This window comes from Streptomyces sp. NBC_00239, from assembly GCF_036194065.1.
Lineage (GTDB): Bacteria > Actinomycetota > Actinomycetes > Streptomycetales > Streptomycetaceae > Streptomyces.
On sequence record NZ_CP108095.1, the window covers coordinates 912,651 to 925,030 of the forward strand.

A 12,380-nucleotide genomic window follows, 5' to 3' on the forward strand; every position below is an offset into this window, starting at 1 on the left:
CACCGCTCCCTCGCGGACCGCCTCGCCCAACCGGCGGCCGGCCAAGTGGAGTTGCGCATTTCACATGCCGTACATGGACCGGCCCCTCCCCCGCCCCTAACCTCAGGGGCATGGCAGCAGGAAGCCTTCTCACTGTGCGCCGCCACCTCGATCTGGGCAGGCTGGCGAGCGCGCTGTGTCCGTTCGCCCGGACGCGACGGTAATCACGCCCCTCCGCACGGGATCCCCCACCCGGCGCCCGCACCGGCCCGCCCCGAGGGTCCGGCCGGTCGACGCCTGATTGCCGTCCCTCTTCCACCCGTTCACGGCAGGTGCTCTGCCGTACCCGTACGAGCTGCGGAACCGGAACCAGGAGAAGACATCCCATGAGCGACAACAGCAGACCGCGGGTGAGCCGCCGCGGATTCCTCGCCGGTACGGCGGCCGCCGCGGCCGCCGCGGCGGTTCCCGCGATCGCCCAGGTGGCGGCCGGCAGTCCGGCCGCCGCCGCGACCCGTCCCAACATCCTGCTCATCGTCACCGACGACCAGCCCAAGCACACCGAATGGGCACTGCCGAAGACCACGGCCTGGCTGGCCGACCAGGGCGTGAAGTTCACCAACGGGCACGTCACCACTCCCTTGTGCTCGCCCTCCCGCTCGTCGGTCCTCACCGGCCGCTACGCCCACAACCACGGCGTCCGCAACAACAAGGCCTCCTACCAACTCGACCAGAGCACCACGCTGCCCCGCTACCTGAAGCAGGCCGGCTACCGCACCGGCCTGTTCGGCAAGTGGCTCAACTCCTGGACGCTGGCAGACAATCCGCCGCACTTCGAGGACTTCGCGCTGCTCCAGCCGGGCTACGTCGACGCGCAGTGGAACGTCAACGGCACGGTCCAGACGATCAACGGCTACACCACCAACATCATCAAGAACCGCGCCCTGGGCTTCCTCGACAAGGCGGCGGCCGACTCCCGGCCCTGGTTCGCGTACGTGACCCCCTATGCCTCCCACGGCCCGCGCACGCCCGAGGCGAAGTACGCCGGCACGGCCGTCCCCGACTGGAACGGCAGGCCCTCCGTCCCGGAGCACGACCGCAGCGACAAACCGGCCTACATCCGCAACGCGACCGGTGCACTGGCCGACGGGAAGCAGATCCGTGAGGAACAGCTGCGCACCCTGCTGACCGTGGACGACACCGTCCAGGCGTTCAAGGCCAAGCTCCAGGCGCTCGGGCAGCTCGACAACACCCTGGTCATCTACATCGCCGACAACGGCTTCGGCTGGGCCGACCACGGCTGGACCAAGAAGTCCGTGCCCTACCGCCCGGCGCACGAGGTGCCGTTCTACCTCTCCTGGCCGGCCGGCGGCCTGGGCGCGGGCACCACCGACCACCGCATCACCGCCAACATCGACATCGCCCCCACGGTCCTCGACGCGGCCGGCATCACGCCCACCCACTCGGTGGACGGCAGGTCCCTGCTCTCCTCGTACAGCCGGGACCACCTGCTGGTCGAGTGGTGGGAGCAGGGCGCGAACGCGGGCGGCCCGCCGACCTGGGCGTCGTACGTCGCCAAGGACAAGCAGTACACGGAGTACTACGAACTCACCACCGACGGCAACGGCAACGTGTCGGGCACGGGCCGGGTGAAGTTCCGCGAGTACTACGACCTCGCCGGCGACCCGTACCAGTTGACGAACAAGCTCTACCAGGCCACCCCGCAGGACGAGCAGACCCTGGGCATCCCCGCCCTGGCGGCGACGCTGGCCGCGGACCGCACCGCATAGCGACATCCGGCGGGTGCTCCCCCGGTGCCGCCCGGGGAGCACCCGCCCCCCTTTCACACCGACGGAGCCTCCATGCCCTCCTGCTGCACCCCCGGACACGGTGACGCCGCCACTGTCGCGCTCGCGCTCTCCACGGCGCCGCGGCACCGTGTCGCCGACCCCGAGCGGGCCGCCCGGCGGCTGATCGGCCTGCCGGGCGGGCGCTTCCTCATGGGCACCGACGCCCCGGACGCCTTTCCGGCCGACGGCGAAGGCCCGGTGCGCGAGGCGGAGGTCGGCCCGTTCCGGATCGCCCCGACGACCGTGACCAACGCCCAGTTCGCCGCCTTCGTCAAAGCCACCGGTCACGTCACCGAAGCCGAACACTTCGGCTTCTCCTTCGTCTTCGGCGGTTTCCTGTCCGAGGAGGTCGCGGCCGTGTCCTCGACCGTCGCGGCCGTTCCCTGGTGGCGTGCCGTCACCGGCGCGAGCTGGCGCCGCCCCGAAGGCGCCGGGTCATCCATCGCCACACGCCAGAACCACCCCGTCGTCCACGTCTCGTGGAACGACGCCCAGGCCTACTGCGCCTGGTCCGGCACCCGTCTGCCCACCGAGGCCGAATGGGAGTACGCGGCCCGCGGCGGGCTCGAGCAGCGCCGCTACCCGTGGGGCGACGAGCTCGCCCCGGGCGGCCGGCACATGTGCAACATCTGGCGGGGCGACTTCCCCACCCTGAACACGGCGGAGGACGGCTACGAGGGCACGGCCCCGGCGAAGTCCTTCCGTCCCAACGGCTTCGGCCTCTACAACACCGTCGGCAACGTATGGGAATGGTGCGGCGACTGGTTCACGCCCGGAACCAGCCGCGTCATGCGTGGCGGCTCCTACCTCTGCCACGACTCGTACTGCAACCGCTACCGCGTCGCGGCCCGCAGCTCCAACACGCCCGACAGTTCCACGGGCAACATCGGCTTCCGCGTGGCCGCGGACACCACCGAGCCCGGCGCGCAGGCCTCTCCGTGAGGTCTCCGCCGCCGCACTACGAGCGTCCGGATCCCCCGTTCGGGCATCCGGGCTCGGACGTCACGCGGCCGCGGGCGCGGCCGTGGCCCGTGCGCGGCCGACGGATTGCGGCAGCGGACGGGCCACGGAACCGGGCGCACGATCACGCCGGAGGGACTGCGGGCCAGGTCAGCGGCGGCAGTACTTCACCGGGGTGAGGTTCTTGACGTAGCGGGCGGCGACCCAGCGCTCGGAGCGCTCCTTGCGGATCGCAACCCTGTCCTCACTGTCTGATTCGTCCGTGTCGTCCCGGCCGTTCACTCCGTCACTGCCGTCCTCGCCCTTGTCCCAGTCCCCGCCGTTCTCGTCCTGGTCCCAGTCCCCGCCCTGCTCGCCGTTCTCGCCCTTGTCCCAGCCCCCGCCGTTCTCGCCCTTGTCCCAGTCCCCGCCGTTCTCGTCCTGGTCCCAGTCCCCGCCCTGGTCGCCGTTCTCGCCCTTGTCCTTCGCGAGCAGGTACCAGAGGTTGTTGCCGCCGACGCGCTCGCCGCGCTGCTTGCACTCGATGGCGAGCTTCTCGTGCGGGTGGACGGAGCCCAGCGAGCGCGAGTGGGTGGTGGGCTTGCTGCGCACGGTCAGCGCGCCGCGCGACACGACCACGCCGCGGGCGTGCCGGTCCTTGTCGTAGCTGTCGGAGTCCGACGGCCGCCCCTTGCCGTCGTGGGCGTCGCGCGCCGTGCTGTCGTGCGACGGCGTGTGGGGCTTCGGGCCCGCATCCGCGACGGCGGCCCCCACCCCGGTCAGGCCGAGGACCAGACTCCCGGCGACGAGTCCGAGGACGGTCCTGGTGGGCTTCAGCATGAGCCGGCTCCTCTGCGCAGACATCCGCCCGGCCGCGACGTACGGCACGGGCAGCAACCAGACGGCTGCCAGGGACGACTATGGCGACGCCGCCCGGCAATGCCCCGGTGGCGCACCGCCGCTTAGCCCGATATGCCCAATCCGGGGGCCGGTGCCAGGCTGGATGCATACCCGATGCGCGAAAGGCCATGGCCATGATCACCACTGATTTCGCCCCCGGATCCCCGTGCTGGCTCGACCTCGGCGCTCCCGACGTCGCGGCCGCCGCGGCCTTCTACGGCGCGGTGCTCGGGTGGGACTACGAGTCCATGGGCGAGGGCGAGGACATGGACGGCGGCATGTTCCGCAAGGACGGCAAGATCGTCGCCGGGCTGGGCAAGCTCACCGAGCAGGGCGCCCGGTCGGCCTGGATGATCTACTACCGCGTCACCGACGCGGGCGCCACGGCGGAGGCCGTCGAGTCCCGGGGCGGCACGGTGCGGGTGGCTCCGCGGGACTACGGCGAGTGGGGCCGGATGGCCCAGTTCAGCGACCCGCTCGGGGGCCAGTTCGCGGTGTGGCAGCCGGGCAAGGACCAGGGCTTCGCCCTGGTGGACGAGCCGGGCTCGCTGTCCTGGACCGAGCTCTACACGACCGATGCCGCGGCCGCGAAGGACTTCTACGGCCATGTCCTCGGCTGGTGGTTCAGCGACATGGAACTGCCGGGAGGCGCGGGCACGTACTCCCTCATCACCCCCGCCGGACTCCCCGAAGAGCGCATGCACGGCGGCCTGATGGAGATGTCCGAGGAGGACCTCGACCTGACGGGCGGAAAGCCGTACTGGCACCCGGTCTTCCACGTCACCGACTGCGACGCCGCGGTCGCCCGGGTCACCGGGAACGGCGGCAGCGTCCAGATGGGCCCGGAGGACGCCGAGGGCGTCGGCCGACTCGCGGTCTGCCTCGACCCGTCGAAGGCCGACTTCGTGCTCCTGACCCCGGCGCCGGCGAGCTGACGGCAGACCACATCGCGGGAGGGCGCCGCCGGCCGGCACCTCGCCGCCCCACGTCCCTGCCGCGCGGCCCATCGGGTCGGCCGGATTTGCCCCTGCCCGCCGTAGGCTGCCCGAAGCGACCATTCATCACGAAAGGATCGGATATGGGCTCTCGCCTCAACCCGTACATCAGCTTCACCGGTGACGCGCAGGAAGCCATGGAGTTCTACAAAGAAGTCTTCGGCGGCAGCCTGGCCGTCCACACGTACGCCGGCTTCGGTGCCGAGGCGCCTCCCGGGTACGCCGACAAGATCATGCACGGCATGCTGGAGACCCCCAGCGGGTTCACGCTGATGGGCGCGGACACTCCGCCCGGGATGGACCACCGGCCCGGGAACAACATCTCGGTGAGCCTGAGCGGCGAGGACGCCGACGAACTGCGCGGCTACTGGGACAAGTTGTCCGGCGGCGGCACGGTGTCCGTCCCCCTGGAGAAGCAGATGTGGGGTGATGTGTTCGGCATGTGCACCGACAAGTTCGGCATCACCTGGATGGTCAACATCAACCAGCAGCATGCCTGAGCCGCACTGCGGCAGCCGCAGCGACGACGGCGCGCTCAGGGTTTCAGGCGGGCCGCGCGGGCGCGGAGGTACTGCTGTTCGGGCAGGCTCAGGGTCCGGGCGGCCGCCGCTTCGTAGGCGGCTCGGGCCGCCTCCGTCTCGCCGGTGCGTTCCAGGAGGTGGCCGCGCACCGCGTCCATCCGATGCCCCGTCAACTGCCCTTCCAGCCGGTCCAGTTCGGCCAGTCCCGCGCGCGATCCGTGGACCATGGCGACGGCGACGGCCCGGTTGAGGCGTTCGACGGGGCCGGGGACCAGCCGTACGAGAACGTCGTACAGGCCCAGGATCTCCGGCCAGTCCGTGGCCTCGGCCGACGGCGCCTCGTCGTGCACGGCGGCGATCGCGGCGCGCAGCTGGTAGGGGCCGGGGCGGCCGCCGGACAGTGCGCGGGTCACCAGCGCGACGCCCTCCTCGACGGCGGCCGTGTCCCAGCGGCCGCGGTCCTGTTCGTCGAGCGGGACGAGAGCGCCGTCGGGGCCCGTGCGCGCGTCGCGGCGGGCGTCGGTGAGCAGCATCAGGGCGAGCAGGCCGGCCACCTCGCGGTCGCCGGGCAGCAGCCGGTGGACCCTGCGGGTCAGCCTGATGGCCTCGGTGGCCAGGTCGCGTCGTTGCAGGGCGGCGCCCGAGGTGGCCGAGTAGCCCTCGTTGAAGATCAGATAGAGGGTGTGCAGTACGGCGGGGAGGCGCTCCTCCCAGTTGTCGGGACGTCCGAAGCGCACGCCCCGCACCTTCTGCTTGGCCCTGCTGATGCGCTGCGCCATCGTCGCCTCCGGGACCAGGCAGGCGCGGGCGATCTCGGCGGTCGTGAGCCCGCCGACCGCGCGCAGCGTGAGCGCGATCTGGGCGGGCGGTGTCAGGTCCGGATGGCAGCAGAGGAACAGCAGCAGGAGCGTGTCGTCCTCGCGCGGGCCCCGGTCGGTGTCCGGCGGCGGAGCCGTGAAGGCTCCACCGGCCCCTGACGGGCCCGGGAGGTTTCCCCAGCGCGGGACGAGTGCCACCGCCCGCTCCTCGCGCCGCCGGCGCGCCTCGTCGCCGCGCAGGGCGTCCGTCAAGCGCCGCGAGGCGACCTTGATCAGCCAGCCGCGCGGATTGTCCGGGACCCCGGTCCGCGGCCACTGCACGACCGCCGCGAGCAGTGCCTCCTGTACGGCGTCCTCGGCGGCGTCGAAGTGCCCGTATCGCCTGACCAGCGCGCCGAGGACCTGCGGCGCGTGCGCGCGCAGCAGGTCCTCGGTCGTGACCGTCGGCCTCATGGGCCGTTCTCCGGCCTCTCCACCGGCTCCATGAGCCTGCCGTGGCCTCTCACGGGTGCTTCAGCCCCCGCGGACTTCCTCGCCGCCCTCGTCGATGGGGCGGATCACCACCGGGTACTCCGGCGCCCCGGCGGGCTGCGGACACCGGGCGACGCGCTCGGCGATCTCGGTGACCCGTTCCAGGCTCGCGCAGTCCAGCACCCAGTAGCCGGCGAGCAGCTCCTTGGTCTCGCCGTAGGGCCCGTCGGTGATGACGGCCTTGCCGTCCGTGTCCAGGGAGACCAGCCGGGTCCGGTTCGGCTCGGTCAGTCCCTGTGCGTCGACCAGCTCGCCGCTCTCGGCGAGGTCGTCGTTGATCGCGTTCATGAAGGCGAACATGGCCTCTACGTCCGCCTTGCCCCAGGCGGGCGAGTGCTCGGAACCGTTGCCCTGCATCGCGTGGTAGTCCGCCTGCGCGCCCTGCACCATGACCAGGTACTTCATGAGTCCGCTCCTTCTGTGGGGCCGGATCGGCCGCCCGCGGCGGGCGGCTTTCACAGGGGACGTCGGAGCCGTGCGGGGGTTCTCGACACGGTTCCGGAACCGGGACCAAGATTCTTTCGCGGGGCCATTTCTCATGGTAGGCCGACCGGCACGTCGAAGCCTTCCGCCCGCCGCTTCGACGGCCGACGCGCACAACGGTGAGCATCCGCGCCGGGCGGATCCGAGTACGGGTACTCAGGGTTCGCGGGTCGAGTGGGGGCAGAGTGGGGGCAGACCGCAGAACCGGACGAGGAGACGACCGTGCGCATGTCCCGCAGGACCAGCCGACCCGCCACCCCTTCCAGGCCCGCCGCAGCTTCCCGACCCGGCAGGGTGCGGCTCGCCGCGGCCGCTCTCGCGAGCGCGGCCGCGGTGGTGGCGCTCACCGGGTGCTCCCTCGGCCTCGAGGAGGACATCTGCAGGGGCGGTGAGTACCCGGTCATGACGGTGGGCGGCACGGGTTCGGCGTGTGTCGCCGACGGTGAGGAGCCCCCGAAGGGCTACACGCGCTACCCGGAGGGCAAGGTGCCGCAGCACGTCGACGACAAGTGGGACGTGTACTGGCGCACCCACATGGTCGACGAGGACGGCAACGTCGTCGACGCGCCGCCCGGCAGCTGACCTGTCGGGACGCGCCGGGGTGGGCGGGGCCGGGCTCCCCGACTTCGGCTGAACCGCTCACCGTGGCGCCGCCGCTGCACGTGGAGACGTGCAACGGCGGCGCGGGCGCGCACGGTCGGGCGCGGACGGTGGGGCGTCAGGTCAGGTGACCGGGCCCTGCGCCTTGTACAGCTTGGTGACGTACTCGTCGAAGTACGGCGCCTGGTTCCAGCCCGTGCTCGGGTTCCAGGTGCTCATCACGGTGTTGACGTAGCCGAGACCGGTGCGGGTGTTGTACTTGCGCAGCCAGGGGCCGCCGCTGGAGCCGGGGCCGAAGCGGCACCGGATCTGGAGGCGCTTGGAGCCGCGCTCGGCGGAGGTCCCGCCGTTGCAGTACATCTGGACTTCGCCCTGGTAGCGGTTGCTCGGGTAGCCGAGCACGTAGACCGCCTGGGTGCGGTCGTAGTTCACGCTGATGCCGTGGCTGCCGGTGACGTTGCCGAGCTTGCGGCCGTTGAGCGGCCAGGTGGTGACCATCGCGACGTCACGCGCGAAACTGCTGCTGGTGATCCACGAGTTGAACGTGCGGAACTGCTTCGCGGCGAAGACACCGTAGGGCGCACGGCCGTTGGAGTACTTCGGGGCGTACACCCAGTTCGTCATCCACTTGCCACCGCGTCCCCCGTGGACGCAGTGACCGGCGGTGACGACGAGCTGCCGGGAGCTGCTGTTCAGCGCGCTCGCCGAACAGACGTAGTTGCGACCGTCCTTGGGGTCCTTGAAGAACACCTTGCCGGCCGCGGCGGACGCGTTGACCGTCGCGTAGGGGACGGCGGCCGGGCCGGCGGCCTTGGCGGGCGCCGCCTGGAGCGGCGGGACGGAGAAGGGGCGGCCGACCACTTCGGCGTCCAGGGAGGCCGCGCCGGGACGGGCGGCGGACGGCACCGAGTCGAGCGGAATGGCCTTCCGCATGCGCTCGGGGGTCCAGTAGGCCGTCGAAGCAGCGCCCGCGTCAGTGCTGTTGTCCACGGCGTTGAAGGCGCTGGTCGCTCCCGCCACCGGCGGCGGCGTGGCGGCGCGAGCGGCCTCGTGCGGAGCGGCCGCCTGGGCCGTCCCCGCTCCGGTCGCGGCCAGCAGGACCGCCGATGCGGTCAGCAGGGTCTTTCGGAGTATGCGCACTGCATCCTCTCCCTCGATGGTTCCACTGGGCGGCGCCGCGGCTGCGGCAGTCGCCTGCAAGGACAGACCGTAGAAAAAATATTCGATCAATAAAAGTCCGAAATTAGCCCTTCCGCTCGCGAACGTCTTCACGTAGTCCACTCACGATTCCCACACCCCCGGTGAGTTCCCGCTCCCACCCTCCCCCGAGGCAGGCCACGCCCTCCGCTCCCCCAGCCGCACCGGCCGGCGCACGGCGTGACGCTTGACGCAAAATCGCCGTACGCGGTCGGCCCGAAGACGCCGCCGTCGCGACGCGAACGAGTGCACCTATGCTGCGGCGGTGACCACTCCCGCACCTCAGCCCTCGCGCGGCGCCCTCATAGCGGCGATCGCGCTGATCGTCATGGTTCTTGCCGCCTTCGGCGCGTGGCGGTGGTGGGACCGCGCGCAGGAAGGCGAGTTCCGCGCCGATCCGCACTTCTGCGGACTCGTCACCCCGGAGACGATCCACCGGCTCGTGCCCACGGCGTACGGCGGACGCGAGGACGTGTCGTCCTGCACCTGGGCCGCCCCGCGCGAGAAGGGCAAGTACCGGGCGAGCGTCCATCTCTTCGCCAGCCGGCTCAATGTCGAACTGGCCCGCAAGGACTTGCGCGAGGACCGCACCGGCGGCGAACTGGGCTGGGAGCGGAGCACCCAGGAGGACCTGCTCGGCATCGGCGACGAGGCGTTCCTCCGCTTCCAGCCGCCCGAGCCCGGAAAGCACATCACCGCGCAGGTCGTCTTCCGCCGCAGCAACATGGTGGTCTCGCTCTCCTACGCCCGCGCGGACGACAACCGGCAGGCCGTCCGCGCGGGGGTCGTCGACGCCGCCCGGGAGGCCGCCGCCCTCCTCAAGCCCTGACGGGTCGCCCCGTACCGCAGCGGTCCCCGCTCCGGGGCTGCGCTACGCGCTCCAAGGGCGGAGCTTCTCGGGGTTGCGCACGGCCCAGATGTGCGTGATCCGGTCGCCCGCGAGACCGAATGCGGCCACCGTGACGGTGACTCCGCCGTGCTGGGCCACCAGGCCGGGCCGGCCGTTGACCGAACGCTCCAGCAGTGTCATGCCGGGCGCCCTCGTACCGATCTCGATGATGTAGCGGGCGATCTGCTCGCCGCCCTCGACCGGGCGCAGCACCGCACCGACCTTGCCGCCGCCGTCGGCGACCATCGTGGCGTCGGGGTCGAGCAGGCCGACGAGGGCGGCGATGTCCTTGGCCTCCCACGCCTGCTTGAAGTCCCTGATGACACCGGCTTGCTGGACGGCCGGGCCGGCGGGAGTCCGTGCCGCGCCGACGCGGCGGCGGGCCGACGACGCCAGTTGCCGGCAGGCCGCGGGGGTGCGGCCGACGATCGCGGCCACCTCGGCGAAGGGGTAGCGGAACACGTCGTGCAGGATGAAGGCGACCCGTTCGGCCGGGGTCATCGTTTCGAGGACCACGAGCAAGGCCATGTCGACCGACTCGTCGAGGGTGACCCGGTCGGCCGGGTCGGCGGGGGCGCCGTCGTCGACCGAGCGCCCGTTCAGCCATTCCGTACGGTCGGGCAGGGGTTCCGGGATCCACTCGCCGACGTAGCTCTCGCGCCGCGCCCGCGCCGAACCGAGCACGTCGAGGCAGATGCGGCCGGCGACCTTCGTCAGCCAGGCGCCGGGAGACTCGATGGCCTCCTGCTGCTCCCGCGACATGGCGTACCAGCGGAGGTAGGCCTCCTGCACCGCGTCCTCGGCCTCGGCGAGGGAACCGAGAAGCCGGTAGGCCAGGTTGGTCAGCTGCCGGCGCTCGTCCATGACCGCGCCCAGGCCGGGATCGGCCGGCCGGCCGGTACGCGTCTGCGTCCGCGTCTGCGCCCGCATCACGGGCTCGGATCGGGTGGTCATGGTCTCGGCGGCTCCCTCGTTCACGTCTGGATCCACCCTGTCCGACGCGAGGCCGCGGCGGAACGCGAGGTGGCGGTGCGTCGCCTCACATTCCGGTGGCGCGAGCGGCGGGCCAGAGGTGACCGGACGTCAGATCCGTGTACCCAGAAGGTCGTACGGAGTCAGCGAGCCGTTAAGGAACTGACCACCGTGTGTTCTAATGACACGTGAAATATCACATGGCATAGGCCGCTCGGGAAAAGCCCGAGCCGGTCCGCCATGACAAGGAGCCATCTCATGAACCGTCTTGCCCTTCTCACTGCCACCGTCGCCGGCCTGACCGTCTTAGCGGTTGCCCCCGCCGGTGCCGCCACCGCTCCCCAGGGCGCCACCGAGACGGTGACCTCCTGCGGCAACCTGGGCCTCCAGGCCGGCCTGGCCACTCGGGTGTGTGCCGACGTCACCGGCAACACCGTCCAGATCTACGGCAAGGTCTCCCTCGCCGGCCCGCCCTCCCCCGGCAGCCCGGCGCCCGCGCCCAAGGACCTGATGACCTCGGTGACCTCCGAGATCCTCGGCAGCGGCGCGCCCGTGACGACCAACGGCCGGGTCATCTTCACCGCTACGACCATCAAGGTGCCCGGTGCGACCAGCACCGTTCCCTGCGGCTCGACCATTCGCGGCACCTTCGCCGTGGCCTCCTACCCGTGGACCGCCAATCCGGTCGTCCACGAGGTCACCATCGCCTGCTGACGTGTTTCCCGAGTTCTGATGCACCGGGGCGCACCCGCCGCACAGGTGCGCCCCACCCCTCCTCGCCTCAGGACGGCACCACTCGCCCGACACCCCGGGGCGGTGGTGCCACCGGCGTTTCACGGCCGGTTCGCCCCCCGGCCGCCGCCAATTCCTGTGGTACGGCAGTTGCGTTGAGGCAGGATCGTGGTGTCGGCGATGAACGTCGCCGGACCACGGCATCAGCCTGAGGAAGGTAGATCTTGCCCACCGAGACGCTGCAGATACCCACCGCGGACGGCCAGGCCGACGCCTTCGCCGCCTACCCCGACCGTGCCGGACGGCACCCGGGGGTGCTGCTGTACATGGACGCCATCGGCCTGCGGCCCGTGCTGGAGCGGATGGCCCGCGAACTGGCCGGACACGGCTACTACGTGCTCGTCCCCAACCTCTACTACCGGCACGGCCCGGCACCGGTGGTCGACCTCCCCGAGCACATCACCCACGAGTCGCGGCCCGAGGTCTTCGGCCGGCTGATGCCCTTCTACGAGGCGCACACCACCGAGCGCGCCCTGCGCGACGCCGACGCCTACCTCGGTTTCCTCACCGCCCAGCCCGAGGTCAGCGCCGGGCCGGTGGCCGTGGCCGGCTACTGCATGGGCGCCGCCCTGGCGATCCGTACCGCGGCGGCCCACCCCGGCGAGGTGGCCGCGGTCGCCGGGTTCCACCCCGGCGCCCTGGTCACCGACGCGCCCGACAGCCCGCACCTGCTCGCACCCAAGGTGACCGCACAGGTCCATCTGGGCCTCGCCGAAAGCGACTTCGAGCCGGAGGCGGCCGCCGAGCTCGGCCGGATCCTGGACGCGGCCGGTGTCGAGCACACCTCGGAGATCTACCCGGGGACCGTCCACGGCTTCACCATGGCCGACACGGACGCGTTCAACGCCGAAGCGTTGCAACGCCATTGGGACCGCCTGCTGGCGCTCCTCGACCGCACCCTGACCGCCGGCTGA

At 71.5% G+C, this 12,380-nt stretch carries 13 protein-coding genes; 8 read left to right on the plus strand and 5 right to left on the minus strand.

Translation table 11 applies throughout. The annotated features are described in order from the left end of the window. The first annotated feature begins 365 nt into the window (after positions 1-365). Together OG764_RS04145 and OG764_RS04150 are read left to right on the plus strand one after the other, a co-directional pair. Entirely contained in the window at positions 366-1,769 is a 1,404-nt protein-coding gene (locus OG764_RS04145) for a sulfatase family protein (RefSeq protein ID WP_328967003.1), read from the plus strand. A 72-nt stretch (positions 1,770-1,841) separates the two neighbouring features. Continuing rightward, positions 1,842-2,771 carry a formylglycine-generating enzyme family protein gene (locus OG764_RS04150; RefSeq protein WP_328967004.1) on the plus strand — a complete coding sequence of 310 codons (930 nt, stop codon included), beginning with the start codon at positions 1,842-1,844 and terminating at the stop codon, positions 2,769-2,771. A 168-nt stretch (positions 2,772-2,939) separates the two neighbouring features. Here the strand turns inward: OG764_RS04150 and OG764_RS04155 are convergent, their stop codons facing one another. Beyond that, on the minus strand, positions 2,940-3,608 hold the full coding sequence (locus OG764_RS04155) for a hypothetical protein (RefSeq protein ID WP_328967005.1): 669 nt from the start codon (positions 3,606-3,608) through the stop codon (positions 2,940-2,942). Between the two features lie 194 nt (positions 3,609-3,802). Between OG764_RS04155 and OG764_RS04160 the strand changes: the two genes are divergently transcribed. Next, the gene (locus OG764_RS04160; protein WP_328967006.1) at positions 3,803-4,603 is read left to right on the plus strand and encodes a VOC family protein; all 801 of its coding nucleotides are present in this window, start codon (positions 3,803-3,805) and stop codon (positions 4,601-4,603) included. Positions 4,604-4,746: 143 nt separating this feature from the next. After that, the gene (locus OG764_RS04165) at positions 4,747-5,163 is read left to right on the plus strand and encodes a VOC family protein (protein WP_328967007.1); all 417 of its coding nucleotides are present in this window, start codon (positions 4,747-4,749) and stop codon (positions 5,161-5,163) included. A 35-nt stretch (positions 5,164-5,198) separates the two neighbouring features. Here the strand turns inward: OG764_RS04165 and OG764_RS04170 are convergent, their stop codons facing one another. Continuing rightward, positions 5,199-6,455, minus strand: coding sequence for an RNA polymerase sigma factor (locus OG764_RS04170; RefSeq protein ID WP_328967008.1), 1,257 nt, complete (start codon positions 6,453-6,455; stop codon positions 5,199-5,201). A gap of 60 nt (positions 6,456-6,515) precedes the next feature. Further along, positions 6,516-6,938, minus strand: a complete 423-nt coding sequence (locus OG764_RS04175; protein ID WP_328967009.1) for a YciI family protein — start codon at positions 6,936-6,938, stop codon at positions 6,516-6,518. Positions 6,939-7,244: 306 nt separating this feature from the next. Between OG764_RS04175 and OG764_RS04180 the strand changes: the two genes are divergently transcribed. Further along, on the plus strand, positions 7,245-7,598 hold the full coding sequence (locus tag OG764_RS04180) for an SCO0607 family lipoprotein (protein WP_328967010.1): 354 nt from the start codon (positions 7,245-7,247) through the stop codon (positions 7,596-7,598). 141 nt (positions 7,599-7,739) lie between these two features. Here OG764_RS04180 and OG764_RS04185 read toward each other — a convergent pair whose 3' ends face one another. Continuing rightward, the gene (locus OG764_RS04185) at positions 7,740-8,756 is read right to left on the minus strand and encodes a trypsin-like serine peptidase (RefSeq protein ID WP_328967011.1); all 1,017 of its coding nucleotides are present in this window, start codon (positions 8,754-8,756) and stop codon (positions 7,740-7,742) included. A gap of 322 nt (positions 8,757-9,078) precedes the next feature. Between OG764_RS04185 and OG764_RS04190 the strand changes: the two genes are divergently transcribed. Continuing rightward, positions 9,079-9,642, plus strand: a complete 564-nt coding sequence (locus OG764_RS04190) for a hypothetical protein (protein ID WP_328967012.1) — start codon at positions 9,079-9,081, stop codon at positions 9,640-9,642. 42 nt (positions 9,643-9,684) lie between these two features. Here the strand turns inward: OG764_RS04190 and sigJ are convergent, their stop codons facing one another. Next, positions 9,685-10,632 (minus strand): RNA polymerase sigma factor SigJ, encoded by a 948-nt coding sequence (gene sigJ, locus OG764_RS04195; RefSeq protein ID WP_328972869.1) that lies wholly within the window; start codon positions 10,630-10,632, stop codon positions 9,685-9,687. Between the two features lie 300 nt (positions 10,633-10,932). Between sigJ and OG764_RS04200 the strand changes: the two genes are divergently transcribed. Together OG764_RS04200 and OG764_RS04205 are read left to right on the plus strand one after the other, a co-directional pair. Then, positions 10,933-11,388 carry a hypothetical protein gene (locus tag OG764_RS04200; RefSeq protein ID WP_328967013.1) on the plus strand — a complete coding sequence of 152 codons (456 nt, stop codon included), beginning with the start codon at positions 10,933-10,935 and terminating at the stop codon, positions 11,386-11,388. Positions 11,389-11,630: 242 nt separating this feature from the next. After that, positions 11,631-12,380, plus strand: a complete 750-nt coding sequence (locus tag OG764_RS04205) for a dienelactone hydrolase family protein (RefSeq protein WP_328967014.1) — start codon at positions 11,631-11,633, stop codon at positions 12,378-12,380.

Bases quoted from the DNA above. Each gene is read 5' to 3' on its own strand.
- OG764_RS04160 (WP_328967006.1), top strand. From the start codon at position 3,803: ATGATCACCACTGATTTCGCCCCCGGATCCCCGTGCTGGCTCGACCTC.
- OG764_RS04150 (WP_328967004.1), top strand. From the start codon at position 1,842: ATGCCCTCCTGCTGCACCCCCGGACACGGTGACGCCGCCACTGTCGCG.
- OG764_RS04165 (WP_328967007.1), top strand. From the start codon at position 4,747: ATGGGCTCTCGCCTCAACCCGTACATCAGCTTCACCGGTGACGCGCAG.
- OG764_RS04180 (WP_328967010.1), top strand. From the start codon at position 7,245: ATGTCCCGCAGGACCAGCCGACCCGCCACCCCTTCCAGGCCCGCCGCA.
- OG764_RS04175 (WP_328967009.1), bottom strand. From the start codon at position 6,938: ATGAAGTACCTGGTCATGGTGCAGGGCGCGCAGGCGGACTACCACGCG.
- OG764_RS04155 (WP_328967005.1), bottom strand. From the start codon at position 3,608: ATGCTGAAGCCCACCAGGACCGTCCTCGGACTCGTCGCCGGGAGTCTG.
- OG764_RS04170 (WP_328967008.1), bottom strand. From the start codon at position 6,455: ATGAGGCCGACGGTCACGACCGAGGACCTGCTGCGCGCGCACGCGCCG.
- OG764_RS04200 (WP_328967013.1), top strand. From the start codon at position 10,933: ATGAACCGTCTTGCCCTTCTCACTGCCACCGTCGCCGGCCTGACCGTC.
- sigJ (WP_328972869.1), bottom strand. From the start codon at position 10,632: ATGCGGGCGCAGACGCGGACGCAGACGCGTACCGGCCGGCCGGCCGAT.
- OG764_RS04145 (WP_328967003.1), top strand. From the start codon at position 366: ATGAGCGACAACAGCAGACCGCGGGTGAGCCGCCGCGGATTCCTCGCC.